We start from the raw sequence: 24,109 nt of genomic DNA on the forward strand, positions 1-24,109 counted from the left end.
CCGGGTCATGGGGTCCGGAGCATCACACCCTGATTAATGACTTCTGTCAATCATTAATCACCCTCTTTTCGTCGTGGCCGTTCCTTAATAGGGTGCAGCCATGACGACCACGCCCGCCGGGCCGATCGGGACGCCGCCCCTCGGCGTACCCGTCCCCCCGGCCGGCATCGTCGGCCCCGGCGAGCTGCTGGCCCTCTTCCGCGCCCGCTCCCCGCTGACCCGCACCGACGTCATGACGCTGACCGGGCTGTCGCGCTCCACGGTCAACCAGCGCATCGACCTGCTCACCGAGGCGGGGCTCCTGGTCGAGCGCGGGCCCGACGTCGTGCCGGGCCGCGGCCGCGGTCGCCCCGCCGGCAGCTTCGCCTTCAACGTCGAGCGCGGCGTGCTCCTCGTCTGCGACATCGGGGCGACCGCCCTGCGGGCCGCGATCTGCGACCTGAGCGGGCGCGTGCTCGAGGACCGGCCCCTCGTCAGCGACGTCACCGAGGGCCCCAAGGCCGTGCTGGCCCGCGTCGACCCCCTCTTCGCCGAGCTGCTCACCGCCTGCGGGCGGACGGCGGCCGACGTGCGGGGCGTCGCCCTGTCGGTGCCCGGCCCGGTCGACCGCGAGCAGGCCACCGTCGTCAGCCCGCCGATCATGACGGGCTGGGACCGCTTCGACATCCGCGGCTGGTTCGCGCGCACCTACGACTGCCCGCTGCTGCTGGAGAAGGACGCCACGGCGATGGCGTGGGGCGAGTACCGCACGCACTACGGCACGGCCGACACCTTCCTCATGCTCAAGCTCGGCACGGGCGTGGGCGCCGGCATCATCGCCGGCGGTCGCATCCACCGCGGGGCCGACGGCGCCGCGGGCGACATCGGGCACACCCAGGCCACGGGCGAGGACGGCGACGTCGGCCCGCTGTGCCGCTGCGGCAACAGCGGGTGCGTCGAGGCCCGCGCCGGCGGGTGGGCGATGATCCGCGACCTGGCCGCCGCCGGGCGGGACGTGTCGACCGTCGACGAGGTCGTGGAGCGCATCCGTACGGCGGACCCCGTCGCCGTGGGCCTCGCGCGCGCCGCCGGCCGGGTGCTGGGCGTGGCCCTGGCCGAGACGGTCAACATCCTCAACCCGCGCGTCGTCGTCGTGGGCGGGCAGCTGGCGGAGGCCGAGGAGCAGATCTTCGCGGGGCTGCGCGAGATGGTCTACTCCCGCTCGCTGCCGCTCGCCACGCGCCGCCTCGAGCTGCGCCGCAGCCGCCTCGACGAGCGGGCGGGGTCCGTGGGCCTCGCGCTCCTGCTCGCCGACCACGTCTTCGCGCCGGCCACCGTGGACGCCGCGCTGGCCGACCCCGCCGCCTCGGCCTGAGCCTCGGCCCGACTCCCGGCCCGCTCCCGGCCTGCTCCTGCGCGGCTGCCGGCCCGCTCCCGGCTGGTCTCCGGCCCCCTCGCCACCCGCCCCGCGGACCGGGGCGGGCAGGGCGCGCCGTACCCTCGAAGTTACCGCCTAGTAGGATCCGTGTCACAGAAGTTGGTGTGACGCAGCGAACGCCTGAACACTAAGGTCGGACGACGCGCGCGTGCCGATGTGGCCGGCACGAGCGCCTGTGATCAGAGGAGCCCCGCACACATGAGTGCTATCCAGATCGTCGCCATCGTGGTCTCCCTGGCGTTCACCGCCGTGGCGGTCGCGATGACCACGAAGGCAGTCCGGTCGATCGTGTCGACCGTCCGCGTCGGGCAGCCGGTCACCGGCCGCACCGACCTCCCCGTCAAGCGCACGCTGACCATGGTGAAGGAGACCTTCCTCCACACGCGGATGCTCCAGTGGCACTGGGTCGGCATCATGCACTGGTTCGTGTACGCCGGGTTCCTGCTGCTCTCCACCGCGGTGGCGACCGGCTACGTCCAGCTGTTCGCGCCGGACTTCGCCCTGCCGATCATCGGGCACTTCTTCCTCTTCGAGTGGGCGAGCGAGGGCCTCGGCCTGCTCAGCACCGTCGGCATCATCTTCCTCATCGTCTACCGCCAGCTGCACCACCCGCGGCGCGAGGGGCGCAGCAGCCGGTTCTACGGCTCGAACCAGTGGATGGGCTACTTCGTCGAGGTCATGGCCCTGCTCGAGGGCTCCGCGATCCTGTTCATCCGCGGCGCTGAGTACAACCTCGGCCAGATCGACAGCGACCACCCCGAGGACTTCTCGACCTTCCACTTCCCGCTGAGCTCCCACGTCGGCAACGCGCTCTTCCCGAGCGGCGCCGGCTCGGAGGCCACCCTCGAGAACATCATCGTCGTCATCGCGATGATCAAGATCCTGCTCGCGATGGTCTGGCTCATCGTCATCTCGGCGAACCTCAACATGGGCGTCGCGTGGCACCGCTTCACCGCGTGGCCGAACATCTGGTTCAAGCGCGAGAGCAGCGGCCGCGTCGCGCTCGGCGCCATGAAGCCGCTGACCTCGGGCGGCAAGCCGGTCACGCTCGACGACATCGACGACCTCGACGAGGAGTCGACGCTCGGCGTCGGCAAGATCGAGGACTTCTCGTGGAAGGGCATCCTCGACTTCACGACCTGCACCGAGTGCGGTCGTTGCCAGAGCCAGTGCCCGGCCTGGAACACCGAGAAGCCGCTCTCCCCGAAGCTGCTCGTCATGGGCCTGCGCGACCACGCCTACGCCAAGGCGCCGTACAGCAAGGCGGGCGGCGAGGAGAACGAGGCCGCGGTCGCCCTGCTCGAGAAGGACGAGGTGCTCGCCCGCGAGGCCGAGCGCCCGCTGGTCGGCGACACCGGCGACGACTGGTTCTACATGCCGGAGAACGGCGCGGCCGTGATCGACCCCGACGTGCTGTGGTCCTGCACCTCGTGCGGCGCCTGCGTCCAGCAGTGCCCGGTCGACATCGAGCACGTCGACCACATCATGGACATGCGCCGCTACCAGGTGCTCGTCGAGTCGAACTTCCCCGCGGAGCTCAACGGCCTGTTCAAGGGCCTGGAGAACAAGGGCAACCCGTGGAACATGTCGCCCAACGCGCGCATGGACTGGGCGAAGGGCCTCGACTTCGAGGTGCCCGTGGTCGGCGAGACGATCGAGTCCCTCGACGAGGTCGACTGGCTGTTCTGGGTCGGCTGTGCCGGCGCCTACGAGGACCGCGCGAAGAAGACCACCCGCGCCACGGCCGAGCTGCTCAACATCGCCGGCATCAGCTTCGGCGTGCTCGGCAACGGCGAGACCTGCACCGGTGACTCCGCGCGCCGCGCGGGCAACGAGTTCGTCTTCCAGGGCCTGGCCCAGCAGAACGTGGAGACGCTCAAGGAGTTCAAGGCCAAGAAGGTCGTCTCCACCTGCCCGCACTGCATGAACACGCTGAAGAACGAGTACAAGGACTTCGGCATCGAGCTCGAGGTCATCCACCACACCCAGCTGCTCAACCGCCTCGTGCGCGACGGCAAGCTGACCCCGGTGGCGGACGGCGCGGGCGCCCACCAGCGCAAGATCACCTACCACGACCCCTGCTACCTGGGGCGTCACAACCAGGTCTACTCCCCGCCCCGCGAGCTCCTGCAGATCATGCCGGGCGCGGAGCTGAAGGAGATGGAGCGCAACTCCGAGCGGTCCTTCTGCTGCGGCGCCGGCGGCGCGCGCATGTGGATGGAGGAGAACATCGGTGAGCGCATCAACGTCAACCGCACCAAGGAGGCGGTCGGCACCGGTGCCGACCAGATCGCGGTCGGCTGCCCCTTCTGCCGCGTGATGATCTCCGACGGCCTGACCTCCCAGCAGTCGAAGGGCGAGGCCCGCGAGGAGGTCGAGGTCCTCGACGTCGCGCAGATGCTGCTCGCGTCCGTGAAGGGCGAGCAGGCCACCAAGCTGGCCCCGGGCCAGGGTGCCGCTGCCGCGAACGGTACGGCGGGGGCCGGCGCCAAGAACGGCACCGCCAAGGCAGCGCCGACCGGCGGGGACGACGTGTCCACCAAGGCGGAGCCCGAGGCCGGCGACGAGACGATCACCGAGGACACCGTCACCGAGACGGCCAACGCGGGTCCGCTCGCGAAGGCGTCCGGCGGTGACTCCCTCTTCGACTCCCCGGAGGCGAAGAAGGAGGAGCCGAAGAAGGAGGGCACGGGCGGCTCGCTGTTCGACGCCGGGTCCGCCTCGTCGCTCTTCGACGACGACGCCCCGTCGCAGCAGCGCACGCCGGCGAACGCCGGGACGGGCGAGGCCGAGACGAAGGCGGAGCCCGCCGCGAAGCCCGCCTCCGGTGGTTCGCTGTTCGACCTCGGGGGCGACGAGCCCGCGACGCCGGCGGCGAAGGCCGAGCCCGCGACGAAGGCCGAGCCGGCGGAGCCCGCGGAGCCCGCCGCGAAGCCTGCGGCCGACCTCGGCTCGGGTGGGTCGCTCTTCGACGTGGCGGGCGACCAGCCCGCCGCCAAGGCGCAGCCCGCTGCCCCGGCCGAGCCCGAGGCGAAGGCGGAGCCGGCTGGGGAGCCGGCGGCGAAGCCCGCGGCCGACCTCGGCTCGGGCGGCTCGCTCTTCGACATCGCCGCGTCCGCTCCGGCCGCCCCCGCGAAGGCGGAGCCGGCTGCCGAGCCCGCCGCCGAGCCGGCCGCCGAGCCGGTTGCGCCGACGGCGGAGGAGCCGAAGGCCGAGCAGCCGAAGGTCGAGCAGCCGAAGGTCGACCTGTCGTCGGGCGGATCGCTCTTCGACATCGTCGCCTCGCAGCCGGCCGTGCCGGCGGCCAAGCAGGCGGCCGAGCAGGCGGCGCCGCAGCCCGAGGCGCAGCCGGAGCCCGCGCCGACGGCGGTCGAGGAGTCCGAGCCGCAGGCACCTGCCGCGGAGCCGGCGTCGGCTGCCCCGGTGGCAGCTGCCGCCAGCCCGAAGCCGGCGTCGCCGCAGGCCCGACCCGCGACGACGATCCCCGAGGGTGGCTCGCTCTTCGACCTCGCGGCCCCGGCTCCCGTGGCCAAGGCCGGCCCGACCGACGGTGGCACCACCGCCCCGGTCGAGCCCGCCGAGCCCGAGGTGGAGGCGCAGCCCGAGCCCGTGGTGGAGGAGACGGCACCCGAGGCGGAGCCCGAGCCCACCGCCCCGGCGTCGGAGGTCGCGGCGGCCCCGAAGGCCACCGCGCCCGCCACGCCGGCCGCCCCGGCCTCGTCGGGCACGGTGAGCACGCCGCGGTCGGACGTCGACATCCACGGCGCCGGGTCGCTCTTCGACATCCCGGCCCCCGAGGTGACGGCCGCCCCGGCCGCCGCCGCTCCGCCCGCCGCGACGCAGTCGCAGGTGGCCGAGCCGGAGGCGACCGTCGAGTCGAAGCCGACCGTCGAGTCGGAGCCGACGGTCGAGCCGGAGCCCGAGCCGCAGGCCGTCGAGGCCGAGGTCGAGGCCGTCGAGGTCGAGGCGACGGTCGAGCCCGAGGCGGAGCCGCAGGCCGTCGAGGCCGAGGGCACCGACCTCGAGACGGAGGCAGTCGCGGAGGCTCCCGCCGTACCGGAGCCGGACGTCGAGGTGCCGGAGCAGGCCGTCGAGCCCGTGGAGGAGGACGAGCCCGCGCCCGCAGCGGAGCCGGTGGCAGAGAAGCCGCGGTCGAGCGGCGCGACGCACACGCCGCGCACGGACGCCGACATCCACGGGAGCAGCTCGTTGTTCGACCTGTGACACCGGCGGCCGACGATCGGTGACGAAGGGGCGGTCCCACCTCCGGGTGGGGCCGCCCCTTCGCCGTGAGTGCGCAGGTTCAGCCTGACGGGCCGCCGGCGACTGAACCTGCGCACTCCGACAGCCCAGCGCAGCCGGGGCGCCCTGGGGCCGCTCTCCCGCCGTACCGACGTCCGCTGCGGTGCTGGTGTCTGCTGCGGCGCCGGCGCTACTGGGTCAGGGGCCGACCGCGTGTCCAGTGGCCCGGACACCGCGTTACAGGTGCGCGGGGCGACGGGTACGGCGGCGGGAACCGCGGCGGGGGGCTCGCCGGTCGTACGCGGGAGAGGAGGTGAGGATGGAGCTCGAGGCCTACGTCGCGGCGCGGCGCGGTGCGCTGGTGCGCTCCGCGGTGCTGCTGGGCTGTCCCGCCGATGACGCCGAGGACCTGGTGCAGACCACGCTGGCCCGCTGCCTGCGATCCCGGCGCCGCGTCGAGGCGGCGGAGAACCCCGACGCCTACGTCTACCGCGTCCTCGTCAACACCTTCCGGGACCTCCGGGCACGGCGGTGGCACGGCGAGGTCCCCACCGAGCACCTGCCCGACCGGCCGGATGTGGACATCGACACCGCCACGGGCCTGGCGGTGCGTGCGGTGCTCGGTGAGCTGCCCGTGGAGCTGCGGGAGGTGCTGGTCCTCCGCTACTACGCCGACCTCACCGAGCGCGAGATAGCGGCCGTCCTCGGCGTGCGGCCCGGCACGGTGAAGAGCCGTGCCTCCCGGGCGTTGGCCCGGCTCGCCACCCACCCCCGACTGAGGAGCACCGATGCCGCGACCTGACGCCGAGCACGAGGCCCGCAGGCTCCTGTCCCTCGCCGCCGCGACCATCGACGTGCCCCCGCAGCGCCCGGCGCGGACCGCGCGGACCGCACGGCCCCGCCGTACGCCGGCAAGCGCCCTCGCCCTCGCGACCGCTGCTGCAGTGCTCGCGGCGGTCCTCGCCGGTTCCTTCGCGTGGACACGCGGGGCGGACCGCGGGCCAGGGCCCTCCGGCCCACCTGCTGCGACGGCGAGCGACGCGGCCCCCGGCGTCACGTCGACGAACCCACCCGATCCCTACGCCGGGGACCAGGCACGGGCAACGGGGTTCCTCGAGTTCGCGCGTGGTGAACGTGCTTTCGACCTCGGACCCGGTCCGGTCGACCTGTACGTCGACGGCCTGCTGCAGGGCAGGGTCGGGGCCCCGCGGCTCGAGGACCGGGACGCCTGGACGATCGCCGACGTGGTCTCGTCGGGCGGGGTGAGCGGTCCGCTGTCGGTGCTCGACCGCCTCGCGCGCGAACCGGTCGTGGTGCGACCCGGGTCCGCGACAACGAGCCACTGCCTGCCGAAGCCCATCCCCGTGCTGGACGACGTCGGGGGCTCGATCGTCACCGTGCTGCCCACCGACCCGCCGGTCTGCATGGCGGCCTGGGCGGCCGAGCTGGCGTTCGTCGGTGACCGTCTGGTGGCGGTGAACGTCATCCTGGGCGAGCTCTGACCCCCCTTCGCGCGGTCGGGTACGCCGCCTCAGCCGCGGCGGGTGCGGTGCGCGACGTAGAGCCCGCAGGCGAGCGCGAGCGCGACGAGGCCCGCGACCCAGGTGACGACGCCGGGCCAGCCGTGGCTCGTCCAGGCGGTGCCGACCCAGGCGCCGAAGATGCTGGAGCCGGCGTAGTAGCCGCAGACGTAGAGGGCGCTGGCCTGGGTGCCGTGGGCTCCGCCGACGACGGGGGCCCAGCCGCTGGCCACGGCGTGCGCGGCGAAGAAGCCCGCGGTGAGCACGACGAGGCCTACCACGACGGCCGGCAGCGAGCCCGGCAGGGTCAGCAGCAGACCGGCCAGCATCACGACGACGGCGCCCACGAGCACCACCGGGCGACCCACCCGGTCGGCGGCGCGGCCGGCGAGGGCGGAGGAGGTGGTGCCGGCGAGGTAGGCCAGGAACACGAGCCCCACCAGCGCCACCGGCAGCGAGAACGGCGGCGCGACGAGACGGAACGTGAGGAAGTTGTAGACCGCGACGAAGCCGCCCATCAGCAGGAACGGGACGGCGACGAGGGCCAGCACCGCCGGGTCGCGCAGCAGCGCCCGGAACGCGCGCGGCGAGACGCCGCTCCCCCGCCCGTCGGCCGACGCCGCCGGCAGCAGGCGCCAGAACACCGCGGTCGCCACCAGCGCGGCGAGCGCCAGCAGGGCGAGCGCGAGGCGCCACGACCCGACGTCGGCCGCCCCCGCCGTGATGAGCCGCCCGCCGACGCCGCCGAGGGAGTTGCCCGCGACGTACAGGCCCATGGCCGCACCCAGCCCGCTCGGGTGCACCTCCGCACCCACGTGGCCCATCGCGACGGCGACGACGCCCGCAAGCACGAGCCCCAGCAGCCCCCGCAGCGCGACGAGCACGCCGAGCGTCGGGGCGGCGGCGCACGCCAGCCCGAGCACCGCGGCGAGGAGCAGGCCGACCCGCATGGTGCGGACCCGTCCCCACCGCGACGCGAGCGCCGTGACCGGCACGACCGCGACCGCGAGCACCCCCGTGCTCGCCGAGACGGTGAGGCTGGTGTGGGCGGCGGTGGCGCCGAACTCCTCGGCGATCTCGGGCAGCACCGGCTGGGTCGCGTAGAGCAGGCCGAAGGCGGCGAGGCCCGCGCCCAGCATCGCCAGGTTGAGGCGGCGGTAGCCCTCGGTGCCCGGTCGGTGGAGATCGTCGGGGCCGGGCACCGCTCCAGCATCCCAGCGCGCGCGACCGCGCCCGCCACCGGCCCCGCGGAGGGGTGACGCCACGTGACATCAACAACTCTTGTCATGACGTCATGATGATGTCATCGTTGCGTCATGGACATCACGCCGTACGTCGCGGGCCTGCGTCGCGACCTCGTCACCGCCGCCGAGGCCGGCAGCGACGACATCCGCGCCGCCGCCGAGCGGCTGGCGATGGCGATCGACCCGGCCGCGCGACTCGTGCTCATGGAGGCGCTCTCCGACGCCGCCTCCCAGATCTCGGCCGAGCTGCCGCGCGGCAGCGTCGAGGTGCGCCTCGCCGGCCGCGACGTGGAGTTCGTCGTCGACCCCGGGGCACCCGAGCCGCTCGCGCCGCCGGCGCCGCCCGCCCCGCCCACACCCCCCGCACCGCCGACGCCGGACGGCGAGCCCGACGCCGACGGCGCGGTCGCACGGGTCAGCCTGCGCCTCCCCGACGCCCTCAAGCAGCAGGCGGAGGCCCGCGCGGCCGACGCCGGCCAGTCGCTGAACACCTGGCTGGTCGCTGCCGTGCGGGCCGCCGCCACCCGCGACGCCGGCGACGTGGCCATCGACCTCACCAGCCTCCCGCTCGGCTCGCCCGCCGACCCCTTCCAGCGCCGCGGTCGCCGCATGACCGGCTGGACCTGACCCGCCCCGCCCGACCCCGCCTCGACCCCGCCCCACCCCACCCATCCCGCCCCGCACGGTCCGGCGCCGCCGGCCCGGCGGTCCCGCACACCCTGGAGCAGCCATGAGCACGACGCCCGCCGTCCACACCATCGAGGCCCCCGCACCCGTCGACCTGTACGTCGAGCTCGGCGCCGGCAGCCTCACCGTCACCGCCGCCGACGACCCGGAGGTGCGGGTCGAGCTCACCGGCTCCGGCGCCGAGGAGACCACCGTCGAGGAGCGCGACGGGCGCCTGGCCGTCCTCGCCCCCCGCACCAGCGGGTTCCTCGGTCACCACCGCGAGGTGCACGCCCGCATCCGCGTCCCGACCGGGAGCCGGCTCGCGCTGCGCTCCGGCTCGGCCCCCGTGACCGTGACCGGGACGTTCGCGGTCGTCTCGGCCGAGACCGGGTCGGGGGCACTGCGGGTGGAGCAGGCGGGGTCCGACGCGCTGCTCGGCGCGGGCTCGGGCGACGTCACCGTCGGCGCGGCGGTCGGCCGGCTCGAGATCGGCGTCGGCTCGGGCGACGTCCGCGTCGGCTCCGCGGGCGGCGAGCTGCTCGTCAAGTCCGGGTCCGGCGACGTCGCCGTGGAGCACGTCGCCGGCGACGCCCTCGTGCGCACCGGTTCCGGCGACGTCCGCGTCGCGGCGAGCGAACGTCGCCTCCAGGTCAAGACGGGGTCCGGTCGCCTCCACGTCGAGCGGGCGGACGGCGACGTCACCTTCACCAGCGGCAGCGGGGACGTCCGCGTCGACCGGCTCGGCACCGGCGCCCTCACGGCCCGCACCGCCTCGGGCGCCGTCCGCTGCGCCGTCCCCCACGGCACCCCCGTGTGGACCGACGTCACCACCGTCTCCGGCCGCATCGTCTCCGGCCTCGCGAGCCTCGGCGCGCCGGCCGAGGGGACGCCGTACGTCGAGGTGCGGGCCAGCACCGTCAGCGGCGCCGTCGAGCTCCGCCACGTCTGACCCCCCGCGTTCGTGGTAGCAGCGCCACGGAATGTCCGGCGCTCCCACCACGAACCGCTGCTCCAGCCGACCACCAGCGTCACCCGCCCCCCACCCCCCCACCGAGGAGCCCCCGATGCACCACCCCGACACGCTCTCCGCCCTCGCCCGCCTCCGGCTCGAGGAGGCCCGCGGCGCCCGGTCGCGCCGTTCGCGCCCCCGCACCGGCCCCGACGACGACGGGCCGCCACGCCCGCGGCCTACGCGTCGGTAACCCCGGCCGCACCCCGTCGTTAGCCAGGTCACACCCGACGACGACCGGGATCGTCGGTGCCCCGCCGCAGGAGTGACCATGAGCCGCGCCCCCCGCCCGCCGCACCGCTGGGCGGCGTACGCCGTCAGCCTCGCCGTCGCGCTGACCGTCACCGTCGCGCCCGCGGCGACCACCACCCCCGCGGCGGCCGCCACCACCGGCACTCCCGCCGCCGCGCCCGCCGCCGCGAGCGCCACCCTCCCCAGCGGCTGGACGCCGCGCGGCGAGGACCACCCCGCCACGGTCACGCAGCGCGACCTCGAGATCCCGGTCTCCGACGGCACCGTGCTGCGCGGCGACCTCGTGCTCCCGGCCGATGCGGACGGCACCGCCGTGCCCGGCCGGTTCCCCGTGGTCGTCACCATCACGGCGTACAACAAGTCGGCCTCGGGTGCCTCCGACCTCGCCGGGTCGGGCGCGGACTACCTCGTGAAGCGCGGCTACGCCCAGCTCACCGTCGACGCCCGCGGCACGGGCGGCTCCGCCGGCACGTGGGGGGCGTTCAGCGCCCGCGAGAACCAGGACGCCGCCGAGATCGTCGCCTGGGCCACCTCCCTCGACCGCCCCTGGAGCAACGGCTCGGCGGCGATGCGCGGCCCGTCGTACATGGGCATCAACCAGGTCTTCGCGGCGGCCGGGAAGCCGGCCGGCCTGAAGGCGCTCTTCCCGCAGGTGCCCGCGGCCGACGTCTACCGCGACGTCGTGGCCTCCGGCGGCCAGCTCGACGTCGGCTTCATCCCGCTGTGGATGGGGCTCGTGACGGGCACCGGGATCATCCCGCCCGCCTACGGCGCCACCGACCCCGCCGCAGCGCTCGGCACCGTCTTCTCCCACCTCACGGCGGCCGCCACCTTCTCGGCGCCGCTGCTGCTGGGCTCGCTGCTCGGGGGCGAGACGGCGTACGACGGCCCGTTCTACCGCGAGCGCTCCCCCATCGAGGTCATCGACCAGGTGGACGTGCCGACGTTCCTCGTCGGCGGCCAGCACGACCTCTTCCAGCGCGGCACGCCGCTGCTCTTCGAGGACCTGCGCAGCCGCGGGGTGCCGACCAAGATGATCTTCGGCCCCTGGAACCACCTCGAGGGATCCTCGGGCGAGGGCGTCGCCGACGCCGGCTACGGCACCCTCGACGAGCTGCAGCTGCGGTGGTTCGACCACCACGTCCGCGGCATCCCGGACCCCGGCCTCGACACCGACATCGCGCCGCTCACCTACTACGAGCAGAACGCCGACACGTGGCGCCAGGCGCAGGACTGGATCGGCGACAACCTCGACGCCACCACGTTCCGGCTCTCGGGCGGGGCCACCGCCGGCGGACTCGCGAACGGCACGCTCACCACCGGTGACGCCGCCCCGGGCACCGCCGTCGTGCCGCCCGTGCCCGTCGCCGGCCTCTGCAGCCGCTCGACCGACCAGTGGACCGCCGGGCTCCCGAGCCAGGTCCTCGCCGACCTGCCGTGCTTCAGCGACAACCGCGCCAACGACCTCGCCGGCGTCGTGTGGGACACCGAGCCGCTCACCGAGCCGCTCCGCTTCCAGGGCCCGCTCAACGCCCGGCTGCACACCTCGACGCCCGCCGGTGACGGCACGCTGTCGGTCGCGGTCTCCTCGGTCGCCCCCGACGGCACCGTCCACCGCATCACCGGCGGCTGGCAGGTGATCAGCCACCGCGCGCTCGACGAGACCCGCAGCCGCTACCTCGACGGCGAGCTGATCCAGGCCCACCACCCCTTCACCGCGGAGGCGAAGCAACGGGCCGCCGCCGACGAGGTCGTGCCCGTCGACGTCGAGATCTTCCCGACCGGCGCCCAGGTGCCGGCCGGCCACCGGCTGCGCCTGGCCGTGCAGGCCTTCGACGTGCCCCACCTGCTCCCGGTGCTGCCCGACCTCGTCCCGACGCTCGTCCCGATGACCATCCACACGTCCGCCGAGCACCCCTCGGTGCTCACCGTGCCGGAGGTCGAGCCGTTCGCGACCTCGACGTACGTCCGGCTCGCCGAGACCTCCACCCCGGCCGGCGCCGGTACGACGGCCCGCGTCGCCGTGGGCACCACCGGCTTCGGCGCGCCCCAGGGGTCGGTGCGGGTCACGGTCGACGGCCGTCCCGTCGCCGACGTGCCGCTCGCCGGCGGCCGGGCCGACGTCCCCCTCCCGGCCGGTACGGCGGCGGGCACCCACGTGGTGCGCGCGACGTACTCCGGGAGCGAGGTCGCGGCCCCGTCGGAGCGGTCGGCGACGTGGACCGTGCGCCCGCCGGCCCAGCAGGCGACGCGCACCTACGTGCGCCTCGACGCGAACCCGACGCTGCGCGGGGGCGTGAACCGCGTGCGGTTCGCCGTGGCCCGGGCCGACGGCTCGCCGGCGACGGGCCGGGTGCGCGTGCTGCTCGACGGGGTGCGCCTGCGCGACGTCGCGCTGGTCGACGGCTACGGCACGCTCGGCCTGCCGGGCCAGCAGCGCACCGGGGGGCACGCCGTGCAGGTCACCTACTTCGGCGACGCGCGGGGCCAGGCGTCGGTGGGGCGCACCACCTGGACGGTGCGCCCCCGCTGACGGCGAGCGTCAGGCCTTCATGGCGACGCCCTCGCGCCAGTAGCCCATGAACGCGACCTGGTGGCGGTCGATGCCGAGGTCCTTCACGAGGGCGCGGCGCAGGCCGGTGACGACCTTGGACTCGCCGGCGATCCAGGCGTAGAGCCCGGCGTAGGGCCCCTCCACGGGGCCGTCGCCGCTGACCTCCTCGCCCGAGGAGGAGTACGCCGGGGTCTCCCACAGGTTGGGGTCGATCTCCTCGTCGGCCACGACGAGGTCCGCCGCCGCGGCGAGCACGCGGGCGTGGTCCTCGGCCGTGCGGTCGAGGCGCTCGAGCACCCGCACGCGCAGCTCGTCGCCGCGCGGGGCGCCGTCGCGCGGCAGCCACACGACCTCCACGCCGGGCGGTCCGACGACGTCGTCCAGCACGTCGTCGCGGTGCGGCACCTCGACGAAGGCCACGCCGCGGGCGTCGGCCGGCAGGTCGCGCAGCACGCCGTACACGGCCGGCAGGGCGGTCTCGTCGCCGACGATCATCAGGTCGGTGGCGTCGCCGGGCGCCCACTCGATGCCGCCGAAGAAGTGGCCGCGGCGCGGGGCGAGCACGATGACGCGGTCACCCACGGTCGCCGAGCGCGCCCAGTCGTTGCCCGGCCCGGTGGCCTCGCCGTGCTCCCCCGGGTCGTGCACCACGATGTCGACGACGAGGCGGGTGTCCGTGCCCTCGCCGACGACGTCGCGCACCGTGTAGGTCCGCACGCAGCCGCGCTCGTCCTCGGGCAGCGCGAGCCACGCCTGGTACCAGGTGTCGTCCGACGGGATCGGCGGCAGCGGGCAGCCCGGCGACGGGAAGATCAGCTTGAACCGCTGGTCCAGCCACGGGCCGTCGGTGCCGAGGTCGGCCAGCTCGTCGGCCCCCAGCTCGACCCGCACGAAGGACGGCGAGACCCGCCGTACCGCGCGGACCTCCACCTCGGCCAGGACCAGGGACTGCTCGCTCACGACGACTCCTCGTTGTGCGGGTGGGACCCGACGCCGGCCGGTACGGCGGGCTCGTGCTCGGGCTCGTGCTCGGGGTAGCCGGCCGGGGCCGGCGGGTGGACGGCGCGCCCGAGGTGGCGGCCCACCGGCACGACGAGGGGCGTGTGGGAGACCGGGTCGGGGATGACGCGGCTCTCCAGGCCGAAGACGTCGCGCACGACGGCCTCCGTGACGACCTCGTGGGGGCCGCCCTCCGCCACGATGCGGCCCTGCTTCATGGCGACCAGGTGGTCGGCGTACCGGGCGGACAGGTTCAGGTCGTGGAGCACCATGACGATCGTCGTCCCGGAGCGCGCGTTGAGGTCGGCGAGCAGGTCGAGCATCTCGACCTGGTGGGCGACGTCGAGGTACGTCGTGGGCTCGTCCAGCAGCAGCAGGTCCGTGCCCTGCGCCAGCGCCATCGCGATCCAGACGCGCTGGCGCTGCCCGCCCGACAGCTCGTCGACGACGCGCTCGGCGAGCTCGGTGGTGTCGGTGAGCGCGAGCGCCTCGGCGACCGCGCGGTCGTCCTCGTGCCCCCAGCGGCGCAGCGCTCCCTGGTGGGGGTGCCGGCCGCGGCCGACGAGGTCGACGACGGTCACGCCCTCCGGCGCGATGGGGTTCTGCGGGAGCAGGCCGAGGGTGCGCGCCACCTGCTTGGTGGGCAGCGAGTGCACGGCCTGCCCGTCGAGCAGCACGGCGCCGCCGCGGGGGCGCAGCAGGCGGGCCATGCCGCGCAGCAGGGTCGACTTGCCGCAGCCGTTGCCGCCCACGATCACGGTGACCTGGCCGTCGGGCACCGCGACCGTGAGGTCGTGCACGATCGTGCGGTCGTCGTAGCCGAGCGAGACCCCGTCGGCGTACAGGCGCGTGGGCGCGGCCTGGGTCCTTGCCGCGGTCATCGCGGACTCCTTCCGGATGCGCCCCGGGCCATGAGCCAGAGCAGGAACGGTGCGCCGACGGCGCCGGTGAGCACGCCGGCCGGCACGTTGACGGTGCCGATGAGGTACTGCCCCGTGAAGTCCGCGGCGAGCAGCAGGGCGGCGCCGACGAGCGCCGCGCCGACGATGCTCGTGCGGCCCGCGTTCAGGCCGCGCGCGATGGGCCCCGAGAGGAAGGCGAGGAACGAGACGGGCCCGGCCCCTGCCACGCCGGCGGCCACGAGCAGCACCGCGACGAGCATGAGGAGCTCCGCGCGCCGGGAGGTGACGCCGAGGCCCGTGGCCGCGTCGGCGCCGAGCTCCGTGATGCGCAGCGAGCGCGCCGACCACCACAGCACCGGCAGGAGCACGACCAGGACGACGACGAGCACCCGCACCTCGGGCCAGCCCGAGCCGGCCACGCTGCCGGTCAGCCAACGAAGCGCGAGCTGGGCGTCCCACACGGCGGCGCGGGTGAAGAGGTAGTGCACCACCGAGAGCAGGGCGGCGGACAGGCCGACGCCGACGAGCACGAGGCGGTAGCTGCCGATCCCGCCCGCGACCCAGCGCACGGCGAGGGCGGTGAGCACCGCGCCGACGGCGGCGGCGAGGGCCACGACGTCGCTGCGCAGGCCGAGGGCGAGCAGCGCGAAGACCGCCGCGGCGCTCGCGCCCGTGCTGATGCCGACGATGTCGGGGCTGGCCAGCGGGTTGCGCAGCACGGTCTGGAAGACGGCGCCGCCCGCGCCGAAGCACAGCCCGACGCACAGCGCCGCGAGGGCGCGCGGCAGCTTCTGCTCGAGCATGAGGAACTCGGCCGTGGGCCGGTCGATGCCGACGCCGGCGATGATCCGCGCGGCGTCGGGGAACGTGTACGTGTAGTCGCCGAGCAGCAGGTTCACCACGAGCGCGGTGAGGGCGGCCGCGCCGGTGCCGGCCACGACGAGGGCGTGGCGGCGGCGCGGGCCGCGCCGGGCCCGGCGCACGGCGGCCACGTCCGGTACGACGGCAGCCGGCGCCCCGACGGGGCGTTCGTCCACGGCGGTCACAGGCTGGCCAACCTTCCGCGACGGATCATCAGGATGAAGACGGGCGCGCCGATGACGGCGGTCATGACGCCGACCTGCACCTCGCCGGGCGGCAGCGCGAAGCGCCCGACGGTGTCGGCGACGACGAGGAGCAGCGCGCCCCAGGCCGCGCTGAGGGGCAGCACCTTGGCGTAGTCACCGCCCACCTGGCGGCGCACGAGGTGCGGCACGAGCAGGCCGAGGAAGGCGATGGGTCCGGCGAGGGCGACCGATCCGCCGATGAGCAGCATGACTGCGACGCCGACGAAGGCGCGGTCGCGGGCCAGGTTGCGGCCGAGGCCGCGGGCGAGCTCGTCGCCGAGCGCGAGGGCGTTGAGCACGCGCGCGCTGGCGAGCGCGATGACGATGCCGACGACCAGGAAGGGCGCGACCGTGAGGAAGGCGTCCGTCTGCTTGCCCGCGACGCTGCCCACCTGCCAGGCGCGGATCTGGTCGAGCGTCTCGCGGCTGGTGAGCAGGATGCCGGTCGTCCAGCTGGTGAGGGCGGCGGTGAGCGCCGCGCCGGCGATGACGAGCTTGGCCGGGGTGGCGCCGCCGCGACCGATGCTGGCCACGAGGTGCACGCCGAGGGCGGCCGCGCCCGCGCCCAGGAAGCCGAACCAGATGTAGCCGCCGAGCGAGCCGGCGCCGACGTAGGTGATGCCGGCGACCATCGCGAACGCGGCGCCGGCGTTGATGCCGAGGAGGGCCGAGTCGGCCAGGGGGTTGCGGGTCAGGCCCTGCAGGGCGGCCCCGGCGAGCCCGTAGGCCGCCCCGAGCAGCAGGCCCACCATCGTGCGCAGGAGCCGGGCGTCCATGACCGCGTGGTCGGGGTGGCCCGCGTCGAGGAGCGCGCGCGGGTCGACGGCGCGGTTGCCGATGCACAGCGACGCCAGGGTGGCGACGACGAGGGCCGCGACGCAGATCGCGGCACTCGTCGTCGTCCTCCAGCGTGGAGTCCGTGCCCGGCCGGCTGTGGCGGTCCGGCCGGGCAGGTCCGGGGAGTCCTCCGTCTCGGACGAGACGGTCGAGGACGTGGTCATGGGGTGCTCAGTTGACCTGGGGGGTGCCGTCGATCGCCTGGGCGACCTTCGGGAGGAAGGCGTCGAGCGCGACCGGGATGCCGAGCACCGACGGGAAGGAGAGACCCAGGGTGTCGTTGGGCTCGAGCGAGATCACGTAGTTCTCGTTCGCCACCGGCGGGATCTGCTGGGCCAGCGGGGTGGCCAGCAGCTGCTCGGCCTCCTCGGCGGAGTTGCCGTAGGCGATCATCACGTCGGCCTCGAGCTCGGCCGCGCGCTCCGAGGAGACGTCGAAGAAGAACGTCTCGGTGCCGGCCTCCTCGACGATCGCCGGGTTCGTCATGCCGAGCTCGGCGAGGATGCCGGGGCGGTTGTCGGTCTCGGTGTAGATGCTGACCTTCGACAGGTCCGTCGGGTAGAAGAACGTCCACAGGAAGGACGCGCCCTCGACCTGCGGGTTCTCCTCGACGGCGGTGGCCATGGCCTCCTCGACGTCGGCGGCGGCCTCCTCGGCCTGCTGCGTGCGGCCGAGGGCTTGGCCGACCATCTCGATCGACTGACGCCACGTGGTCGCCCACTGCGTGCCCGGGTAGCCGACGACGTCGATCCCGGCGTCGGTGAGGGTGTCGTAGTCGTCCTGCGTCAGGCCCGAGTTGGTGCCGATGACGACGTCGGGCTCCAGCGCGATGATCTCCGCGGTCGGGATGCCGTCGGTGACGTCGAGCAGCTGCGGCTCCTCGGCGCCGTCGATCTCGGCCAGCGCCTCGTCGAACCAGTCGGTGCGACCCTCGGCGTTGCCGCCCCAGCTCATCTTCTCGATCGCGATCGGGGCGACACCGAGGGCGACGGCGTTCTCGCCGTCCACGCCGAGGGTGACGACCTTCTCGGGCTCGTCCTCGATCGTGACGTCACCGAAGCTCGTGGCGATCGTGACGGGGAACGCGTCGGCCTCCGCCGTCGTGTTGGCCGTCGACTCGCCGGCGGAGTCGGCGTCGGAGGAACCGGTGGAGCAGGCGGTGAGGCCGAGCAGGGCCACGCCGGCCGCAGCCGCGAGGGCCGTGGAGCGGCGCAGGGAGGGGAGAGACAACGGAGTGCCCTTCGGGTGACGGGGGATGACAACCCGGCGGACGCTACTAAGGTGTGCCTAACCTTGGCAACTCCCCGTGACCCGGGTCTCACGCCCGCCCGCCCGGCGGGCGACGCTCAGATGGCCGTGCGGTGGAAGTTGAGGAACGACCGCGACGGCGTCGGGCCCCGCTGGCCCTGGTAGCGCGAGCCGTAGCGCGCGGAGCCGTACGGGTGCTCCGCCGCCGAGCTGAGCCGGAAGAAGCAGAGCTGGCCGATCTTCATCCCGGGCCACAGCTTGATGGGCAGGTTCGCCACGTTCGCCAGCTCGAGCGTCACGTGCCCCGTGAAGCCGGGGTCGATGAAGCCGGCGGTCGAGTGGGTCAGCAGGCCGAGGCGACCCAGGGACGACTTGCCCTCCAGCCGCGCAGCCACGTCGTCGGGCAGCCCCACGACCTCGTACGTCGAGCCGAGCACGAACTCGCCCGGGTGGAGGATGAACGGCTCGTCGCCGGTCACCTCGACCTCGCGGGTGAGGTCGGCCTGGTCCTCGGCCGGGTCGATGTGGGCGTGGAGGTGGTTGTCGAAGACCCGGAAGAACCGGTCGAGGCGCACGTCGACCGACGACGGCTGCACCATGGCGGGTTCGAAGGGGTCCAGCGAGACGCGTCCGGCCTCGATCTCGGCCTGGATGTCGCGGTCGGAGAGCAGCACGGCGCCCAACCTAACCCGGGACCGGCCCCCCGGAGGCGGCGCCCGCGCGCACCGGCACACTGGATGCGTGCCCAGCGAGACCGTCTTCCACCGTTACGTCGCCCTCGGCGACTCCTTCACCGAGGGCGTGGGCGACCACGACCCGACCCGCGCGAACGGCGTGCGCGGGTGGGCCGACCGGGTCGCGGAGGTGCTGGCGGCCCGCACCGACGACTTCCGCTACGCCAACCTCGCGATCCGCGGCCGCAAGCTGCTGGGCATCGTCGAGGAGCAGGTGCAGCCCGCGATCGACCTCCGGCCCGACCTCGTCACGGTGTACGCCGGCGCCAACGACATCGTCCGCCCGAAGGTGGACCTCGACGCCCTGGCGGTCGTCTACGACGAGGCGGTCGGCCGCCTCGCCGCCACGGGGGCGCGGATCGTGCTCTTCACCGCGTTCGACCCGGGCAGCGGCGGCATCTACGCGCCCATCCGCGGACGCTTCGCCCTCTACAACGAGCACGTGCGCGAGATCGCGGAGCGCCACGGCGCGACGATCGCCGACTCGTGGCGCATGGCCCGCCAGCTCCCCGCCGACCTGGCCTCCTCCGACGCCCGCCTGTGGGACGAGGACCGGATGCACCTCGGCCCCGCCGGGCACCAGTTCGTCGCGATGATGGTGCTCGACGCGCTCGGGGTCCTCGAGCACGGGCTGGAGCCGCTCCCGCTGTCGGAGATCCCCGACGTACCCCGGCTCGCCAAGGTGCGCGCCGACCTCGACTGGACGCGCCGCTACCTCGGGCCGTGGGTCCACCGGCGGCTCACCGGCCGCTCGTCGGGGGACACGGTGGCCCCTCGGCGCCCCGGCCTCGCGCCGATCGAGTAGCATCGGCGGCGGCCGGTCACCTGGTCGTGCGGATGTAGCTCAGTTGGTAGAGCGCGACCTTCCCAAGGTCGATGTCGCGAGTTCGAGTCTCGTCATCCGCTCCATGTCCTCCCCGACCTCCCCCGAGCCGGGCCCCTTCACCGGGTTCCCCGAGGCCGCCCTCGACTTCTACGACGACCTCGAGGTCGACAACACCCGCAGCTTCTGGCTCGCCCACAAGGAGCAGTACGACGCGTCCGTCCGCGCGCCGATGCTGGCCCTGACCGCCGCGCTCGAGGACGAGTTCGGCGCCGCCAAGGTGTTCCGCCCCTACCGCGACGTGCGGTTCCGCACGGACAAGACGCCGTACAAGACCCACCAGGGCGCCTTCGTCGCCGCCGGCCCGTCGTGCGGCTGGTACGTCCAGGTCTCCGCGCGCGGCGTGCGCACCGGTGCGGGGTTCTACCGCGCCGACCCGCCGGCCCTGGCCCGCTACCGCGCCTACGCGGCCGACCCCGACACCGGCCCGCTGCTCGCGGAGCTCGTCGCGGCCGCCGAGGCCGACGGCTGGGAGCGCGCCGGGGACCGCCTCAAGACCGCGCCCCGGGGCTTCGACGCCTCCCACCCGCGCATCGCGCTGCTGCGCCACCGCTCGCTCTCGTTCGGCCGCGACCACGGCTTCGAGCCCGCGGTCATCGGGGTGCCCGCGTTCGCGGAGACGGTACGGCGGGACTGGCGCTCCCTGCGCCCGCTCGTCGAGGCGCTGGCCGAGGTGCTCGACGACCCGTTCGGCGCCGAGCCGGCCTGAGCCCCGGTCCGGCCGCCGGCCTGGGCGCCGGCCGGGGCGCCGGTCGGGGCGGCGCTCAGCGCGTCTGCCAGGCGTCCTCGTCGGCGGTGCGCTCGACGACCTCGGCGGGCAGCTCCCGCGACGACAGGTGCGCGATGGTGACGTTCTCGAAGACGTCGCGCAGCGAGTGCCGCGCGGCGATCCACACGTGCTGGAGCACGGCGGCCGCCTCGTTGTAGGTCACGGACTCCGGGCGCAGGCCGTAGACGGAGACCAGCGGGCCGTCGACGGCGCGGATGACGTCGGCCACCGAGATCTCGCCGGCCTCGCGCTGCAGGCGCCACCCGCCGTACTGCCCCCGCTGGGAGACCACGAGGCCCGCGCGGCGCAGGTCCGCGAGGATCGCCTGCAGGAACCCGTGCGGGATCTCCTGGAGCCGACCGAGCTCCTCCGCGCTGACCGGCCGCCCGTTGTCGCGCCCGGCCATCTCGATGAGGGCCCGCAGGGCGTAGTCGGACTTGGCGGAGACGCGCATGGGCCGATTCAACCAGAAGCGGCACCGCCCGGGTCCCGCGCCGGTGACCCCGTCGGGGTGAACAGGCCGGGGATCGGGCGGGCGGTCGGGCGGGGGATCAGGCGGGGAGGAGCTGCTCGTCGGCGGCCGCGTCGCGGGCCGCGGCCCGGCGCGCGGCGCGCTCGTGCTTGACGGCCCAGACGATGCCGACGACCCAGAGCACGCCGAGCACCGCGGCGAGCACGCCCGCCTGCGCGCCGGTGGCGCCGGCCGAGCCGGCGATCGTGTTCGAGTTGGTGAGCACGATGAGGCCGCCGGCGGCGACGCCGAGCACGCGCGCCGGGAGGATCTTCACGAGGTACGCCGCGATGGGCGCCGCGACCACGCCGCCCGCGAGGAGCGCCAGCGCGTAGCCCCAGTCGATGCCGGCCGCACCGAGCCCGAGCAGGAAGCCGAGCGAGCCGCCGACCGCGACGACGAACTCGGAGGTGTCGATCGAGCCGACCACCTTGCGCGGCTCGAGCCGCCCCGACGACAGCAGCGTCGTGGTGCCCACCGGGCCCCAGCCCCCGCCGCCGATGGCGTCGAGCGCACCGCCGAAGAGCCCCATGGGCGCGAGGAAGCCGGCGCTGGGGCGCCCGTTGAACTGCGGGCGGCGCCCGCCGAGCACGAGGAACCGGAAGATCACGTAGAGGCCGAGGGCGAGCAGGATGCCGGAGACCCACGGCTTGGCCGTGTCGCCCGGCAGGCTGACGAGGAACGTCGCGCCGGCGAAGGCCCCGACGAAGCCGGGCCCCGCCAGGATCGCGACCGTGCGCCAGTCGACGTTGCCCAGCTTGTGGTGGGAGAAGCCCGAGACCAGCGACGTGCCGATCTCGGAGAAGTGCACGGCGGCGGAGGCCGCGGCCGGGGCGACGCCCGCGGCGAGCAGCAGCGTGGAGGAGGTCACGCCGTACGCCATCCCGAGGGAGCCGTCGACGAGCTGGGCCAGGAACCCCACGACCCCCAGCACGATCAGCTTGCGCACACCTGCCCCCTCCGGGCCCGTCGTCCCCGTCCACGGCCAAGACGACCGCGACTGCTAACTCGACAAGGAAACCTAGGTTAGTCGCCGCGTGGGCGTATGGAGGCGTCCGGATGGTGGGACCGCCGGCGGTCGAGGTGGTGAGCGCCTCGCGACGCGATGCGCTCGGCGACTTGAAATCTCCGGCCGCTCGTCCGATCATTGAAGTTACTGGCTGGTAGCGATCGGCCCGACCCCTCTTCGACCGCACGAAGGTGATGCAGCGTGAGCCACTACAAGAGCAACCTGCGCGACATCGAGTTCAACCTCTTCGAGGTGCTCGGTCGCGACGAGATCCTCGGGACCGGTCGCTTCGCCGAGCTCGACGGCGAGACGGCCCGCGAGGTCCTGCGCGAGGTCGACCGCCTCGCCCGCGAGGACCTGGCCGCCTCCTTCGAGGACGCGGACCGCAACCCGCCGGTCTTCGACCCCACCACCCACACCGCCCCCATCACGCCGAGCTTCAAGAAGAGCTACGACGCGTGGATGGACGCCGAGTGGTGGCGCCTGCAGATCGACGAGGACCTCGGCGGCCAGCAGGCCCCGTCCAGCATCGTGTGGGCGCTCGGCGAGCTCGTGCTCGGCGCCAACGCCCCGGTGTGGATGTACGCCGCCGGCCCGGCCTTCGCCGCCGTGGTGCACCGCAACGGCACCGACCGTGACAAGCGCATCGCGCAGCTCATGGTCGAGAAGAAGTGGGGCGCCACGATGGTGCTCACCGAGCCCGACGCGGGCTCCGACGTGGGCGCCGGCCGCTCGCGGGCCACCCCCAACGAGGACGGCTCGTGGAACATCACGGGCGTCAAGCGCTTCATCACCTCGGCCGAGTCCGACCTGCAGGACAACATCATCCACCTCGTCCTCGCCCGCCCCGCGGGCATCGAGGGCGTCGGCGGCCCGGGCACCAAGGGCCTCAGCCTCTTCGTCGTGCCGAAGTACCACTTCGACCACGAGACCGGCGAGCTCACCGGTGAGCGCAACGGCGTCTACGTCACGAACGTCGAGCACAAGATGGGCATCAAGGTCTCCAACACCTGCGAGGTCACCTTCGGCGACCCGCAGGTCGGCGGCGGCGAGCCGGCCCAGGGCTGGCTGCTCGGCGAGATCCACGACGGCATCGCGCAGATGTTCCAGGTCATCGAGAACGCCCGGATGATGGTCGGCACCAAGGCCATCGCGACCCTGTCGACCGGCTACCTCAACGCGCTGGAGTACGCGAAGAACCGCGTCCAGGGCGCCGACCTGACCAACTCGGCCAAGACCGCGCCGCGCGTCACGATCACCCACCACCCCGACGTGCGCCGCTCGCTGATGACGCAGAAGTCGTTCGCCGAGGCCATGCGCTCGCTCGTGCTCTACACCGCCTCGTGGCAGGACAAGGTGCAGATCGCCGAGTCCACCGGCGAGAAGGACGACCTCGCCGAGGCCGTCAACGACCTGCTGCTCCCGATCGTGAAGGGCTACGGCTCGGAGCGCTCGTGGGTGCTGCTGGGCACCGAGTCGCTGCAGATCTTCGGCGGCTCGGGCTTCCTGCAGGAGTACCCGGTCGAGCAGTACGTGCGTGACGCCAAGATCGACACGCTCTACGAGGGCACCACCGCGATCCAGGGCCAGGACTTCTTCTTCCGCAAGATCGTCAAGGACCAGGGCCGCGCGCTCGGGCACCTCGCAGGCGAGATCAAGGGCTTCATCGAGTCCGAGGCGGGCAACGGCCGCCTCAAGACCGAGCGGGCCCTGCTCGCCACGGCCCTCGACGACGCGAACGCCCTCGTCGGCCTGATGATCAACGACCTCATGTCGGCCGACGCCTCCAGCGGCGGCGACATCCGCAACGTCTACAAGGTGGGCCTCAACACCACCCGCCTGCTCATGGCGCTCGGTGACGTGGTCTGCGGCTGGCTGCTGCTGCGCGGCGCCGAGGTGGCGCTCAACGCGCTCGCCGGCGACCCGGGCAAGGACAAGGCGTTCTACGAGGGCAAGGTCGCCGCGGCGCAGTTCTTCGCGCAGACCAACCTCCCGCGCATCAGCGCGGAGCGCGCCATCGCCGAGACGACCGACCTGGCGATCATGGACCTCGACGAGTCGGCGTTCTGATCCCCCGGCGGGCGACCGCCTGACGCACCACCCGCTCCACGCGAGGGGCCCCCGGCGCACCGCCGGGGGCCCCTCGTCGTACCCACCCACGGCCCGTCCCGCCACCGGCCCCCGCCACAGGGGCGGGGTACGGC

Annotated in this window: 19 protein-coding genes and 1 tRNA gene; 11 read left to right on the plus strand and 9 right to left on the minus strand. The window is 74.2% G+C overall.

Features of this window, described 5'->3' with window-relative positions; all coding sequences use genetic code 11:
• The first annotated feature begins 100 nt into the window (after window positions 1-100).
• The 4 genes from INN71_RS06240 (at window position 101) to INN71_RS06255 (ending at window position 7,161) form a co-directional block, all read left to right on the plus strand.
• Window positions 101-1,354, plus strand: coding sequence for an ROK family transcriptional regulator (locus INN71_RS06240; protein ID WP_301799889.1), 1,254 nt, complete (start codon window positions 101-103; stop codon window positions 1,352-1,354).
• A gap of 261 nt (window positions 1,355-1,615) precedes the next feature.
• The gene (locus INN71_RS06245; RefSeq protein WP_301799890.1) at window positions 1,616-5,641 is read left to right on the plus strand and encodes a (Fe-S)-binding protein; all 4,026 of its coding nucleotides are present in this window, start codon (window positions 1,616-1,618) and stop codon (window positions 5,639-5,641) included.
• A 337-nt stretch (window positions 5,642-5,978) separates the two neighbouring features.
• Window positions 5,979-6,461 carry a SigE family RNA polymerase sigma factor gene (locus tag INN71_RS06250; RefSeq protein ID WP_301799891.1) on the plus strand — a complete coding sequence of 161 codons (483 nt, stop codon included), beginning with the start codon at window positions 5,979-5,981 and terminating at the stop codon, window positions 6,459-6,461.
• Window positions 6,448-7,161 (plus strand): hypothetical protein, encoded by a 714-nt coding sequence (locus tag INN71_RS06255; protein ID WP_301799892.1) that lies wholly within the window; start codon window positions 6,448-6,450, stop codon window positions 7,159-7,161. Before INN71_RS06250 ends, INN71_RS06255 begins: the two co-directional genes overlap by 14 nt.
• A 29-nt stretch (window positions 7,162-7,190) precedes the next feature.
• Here the strand turns inward: INN71_RS06255 and INN71_RS06260 are convergent, their stop codons facing one another.
• Window positions 7,191-8,381 carry an MFS transporter gene (locus INN71_RS06260; RefSeq protein ID WP_301799893.1) on the minus strand — a complete coding sequence of 397 codons (1,191 nt, stop codon included), beginning with the start codon at window positions 8,379-8,381 and terminating at the stop codon, window positions 7,191-7,193.
• Window positions 8,382-8,495: 114 nt separating this feature from the next.
• Between INN71_RS06260 and INN71_RS06265 the strand changes: the two genes are divergently transcribed.
• The 3 genes from INN71_RS06265 (at window position 8,496) to INN71_RS06275 (ending at window position 12,886) form a co-directional block, all read left to right on the plus strand.
• A complete protein-coding gene (locus INN71_RS06265) occupies window positions 8,496-9,050 on the plus strand; it encodes a pilus assembly protein HicB (protein WP_301799894.1) in 555 nt (184 codons plus the stop codon).
• 103 nt (window positions 9,051-9,153) lie between these two features.
• On the plus strand, window positions 9,154-10,041 hold the full coding sequence (locus tag INN71_RS06270; RefSeq protein WP_301799895.1) for a DUF4097 family beta strand repeat-containing protein: 888 nt from the start codon (window positions 9,154-9,156) through the stop codon (window positions 10,039-10,041).
• Between the two features lie 331 nt (window positions 10,042-10,372).
• The gene (locus INN71_RS06275) at window positions 10,373-12,886 is read left to right on the plus strand and encodes a CocE/NonD family hydrolase (protein WP_301799897.1); all 2,514 of its coding nucleotides are present in this window, start codon (window positions 10,373-10,375) and stop codon (window positions 12,884-12,886) included.
• Window positions 12,887-12,895: 9 nt separating this feature from the next.
• Here INN71_RS06275 and INN71_RS06280 read toward each other — a convergent pair whose 3' ends face one another.
• The 6 genes from INN71_RS06280 to dcd all read right to left on the minus strand — a co-directional run bounded on the left by INN71_RS06280 (window position 12,896) and on the right by dcd (window position 18,673).
• Window positions 12,896-13,867: a siderophore-interacting protein gene (locus tag INN71_RS06280; protein WP_277499023.1), complete on the minus strand. Its 972-nt coding sequence runs from the start codon at window positions 13,865-13,867 to the stop codon at window positions 12,896-12,898.
• On the minus strand, window positions 13,864-14,787 hold the full coding sequence (locus tag INN71_RS06285; protein ID WP_301799898.1) for an ABC transporter ATP-binding protein: 924 nt from the start codon (window positions 14,785-14,787) through the stop codon (window positions 13,864-13,866). The genes INN71_RS06280 and INN71_RS06285 overlap by 4 nt, the downstream gene beginning before the upstream one ends.
• Window positions 14,784-15,845 carry an iron chelate uptake ABC transporter family permease subunit gene (locus tag INN71_RS06290; RefSeq protein WP_301799899.1) on the minus strand — a complete coding sequence of 354 codons (1,062 nt, stop codon included), beginning with the start codon at window positions 15,843-15,845 and terminating at the stop codon, window positions 14,784-14,786. Before INN71_RS06290 ends, INN71_RS06285 begins: the two co-directional genes overlap by 4 nt.
• A gap of 5 nt (window positions 15,846-15,850) precedes the next feature.
• Window positions 15,851-16,915 carry an iron ABC transporter permease gene (locus INN71_RS06295; RefSeq protein WP_301799900.1) on the minus strand — a complete coding sequence of 355 codons (1,065 nt, stop codon included), beginning with the start codon at window positions 16,913-16,915 and terminating at the stop codon, window positions 15,851-15,853.
• Between the two features lie 7 nt (window positions 16,916-16,922).
• Window positions 16,923-17,981 (minus strand): ABC transporter substrate-binding protein, encoded by a 1,059-nt coding sequence (locus INN71_RS06300; protein ID WP_301799901.1) that lies wholly within the window; start codon window positions 17,979-17,981, stop codon window positions 16,923-16,925.
• A gap of 116 nt (window positions 17,982-18,097) precedes the next feature.
• A complete protein-coding gene (gene dcd, locus INN71_RS06305) occupies window positions 18,098-18,673 on the minus strand; it encodes a dCTP deaminase (protein ID WP_301799902.1) in 576 nt (191 codons plus the stop codon).
• Between the two features lie 67 nt (window positions 18,674-18,740).
• Here dcd and INN71_RS06310 point away from each other — a divergent pair, with 67 nt between their 5' ends.
• The 3 genes from INN71_RS06310 (at window position 18,741) to INN71_RS06320 (ending at window position 20,325) form a co-directional block, all read left to right on the plus strand.
• The gene (locus INN71_RS06310) at window positions 18,741-19,538 is read left to right on the plus strand and encodes an SGNH/GDSL hydrolase family protein (protein ID WP_301799903.1); all 798 of its coding nucleotides are present in this window, start codon (window positions 18,741-18,743) and stop codon (window positions 19,536-19,538) included.
• A gap of 28 nt (window positions 19,539-19,566) precedes the next feature.
• A tRNA-Gly gene (locus tag INN71_RS06315) sits at window positions 19,567-19,642 on the plus strand.
• Window positions 19,642-20,325: a DUF2461 domain-containing protein gene (locus INN71_RS06320; protein ID WP_301799904.1), complete on the plus strand. Its 684-nt coding sequence runs from the start codon at window positions 19,642-19,644 to the stop codon at window positions 20,323-20,325. The genes INN71_RS06315 and INN71_RS06320 overlap by 1 nt, the downstream gene beginning before the upstream one ends.
• Before the next feature lie 55 nt (window positions 20,326-20,380).
• On the opposite strand, the gene INN71_RS06325 is transcribed toward INN71_RS06320, so the two are convergent.
• A complete protein-coding gene (locus INN71_RS06325) occupies window positions 20,381-20,839 on the minus strand; it encodes an Rrf2 family transcriptional regulator (RefSeq protein ID WP_277499037.1) in 459 nt (152 codons plus the stop codon).
• A gap of 97 nt (window positions 20,840-20,936) precedes the next feature.
• Window positions 20,937-21,845 carry a sulfite exporter TauE/SafE family protein gene (locus tag INN71_RS06330; RefSeq protein ID WP_277499039.1) on the minus strand — a complete coding sequence of 303 codons (909 nt, stop codon included), beginning with the start codon at window positions 21,843-21,845 and terminating at the stop codon, window positions 20,937-20,939.
• A 261-nt stretch (window positions 21,846-22,106) separates the two neighbouring features.
• Here INN71_RS06330 and INN71_RS06335 point away from each other — a divergent pair, with 261 nt between their 5' ends.
• Window positions 22,107-23,975 (plus strand): acyl-CoA dehydrogenase, encoded by a 1,869-nt coding sequence (locus tag INN71_RS06335; RefSeq protein WP_301799906.1) that lies wholly within the window; start codon window positions 22,107-22,109, stop codon window positions 23,973-23,975.
• Window positions 23,976-24,109: the final 134 nt, after the last annotated feature.

The sequence above is a fragment of the Nocardioides sp. ChNu-153 genome (genome assembly GCF_030466625.1).
In the GTDB taxonomy this organism is placed as follows: Bacteria; Actinomycetota; Actinomycetes; order Propionibacteriales; family Nocardioidaceae; genus Nocardioides.

Coding starts and splice junctions, on each gene's coding strand:
- INN71_RS06240 (WP_301799889.1), top strand. CDS start 101: ATGACGACCACGCCCGCCGGGCCGATCGGGACGCCGCCCCTCGGCGTA.
- INN71_RS06245 (WP_301799890.1), top strand. CDS start 1,616: ATGAGTGCTATCCAGATCGTCGCCATCGTGGTCTCCCTGGCGTTCACC.
- INN71_RS06250 (WP_301799891.1), top strand. CDS start 5,979: ATGGAGCTCGAGGCCTACGTCGCGGCGCGGCGCGGTGCGCTGGTGCGC.
- INN71_RS06255 (WP_301799892.1), top strand. CDS start 6,448: ATGCCGCGACCTGACGCCGAGCACGAGGCCCGCAGGCTCCTGTCCCTC.
- INN71_RS06265 (WP_301799894.1), top strand. CDS start 8,496: ATGGACATCACGCCGTACGTCGCGGGCCTGCGTCGCGACCTCGTCACC.
- INN71_RS06270 (WP_301799895.1), top strand. CDS start 9,154: ATGAGCACGACGCCCGCCGTCCACACCATCGAGGCCCCCGCACCCGTC.
- INN71_RS06275 (WP_301799897.1), top strand. CDS start 10,373: ATGAGCCGCGCCCCCCGCCCGCCGCACCGCTGGGCGGCGTACGCCGTC.
- INN71_RS06285 (WP_301799898.1), bottom strand. CDS start 14,787: ATGACCGCGGCAAGGACCCAGGCCGCGCCCACGCGCCTGTACGCCGAC.
- INN71_RS06295 (WP_301799900.1), bottom strand. CDS start 16,915: ATGACCACGTCCTCGACCGTCTCGTCCGAGACGGAGGACTCCCCGGAC.
- INN71_RS06320 (WP_301799904.1), top strand. CDS start 19,642: ATGTCCTCCCCGACCTCCCCCGAGCCGGGCCCCTTCACCGGGTTCCCC.
- INN71_RS06325 (WP_277499037.1), bottom strand. CDS start 20,839: ATGCGCGTCTCCGCCAAGTCCGACTACGCCCTGCGGGCCCTCATCGAG.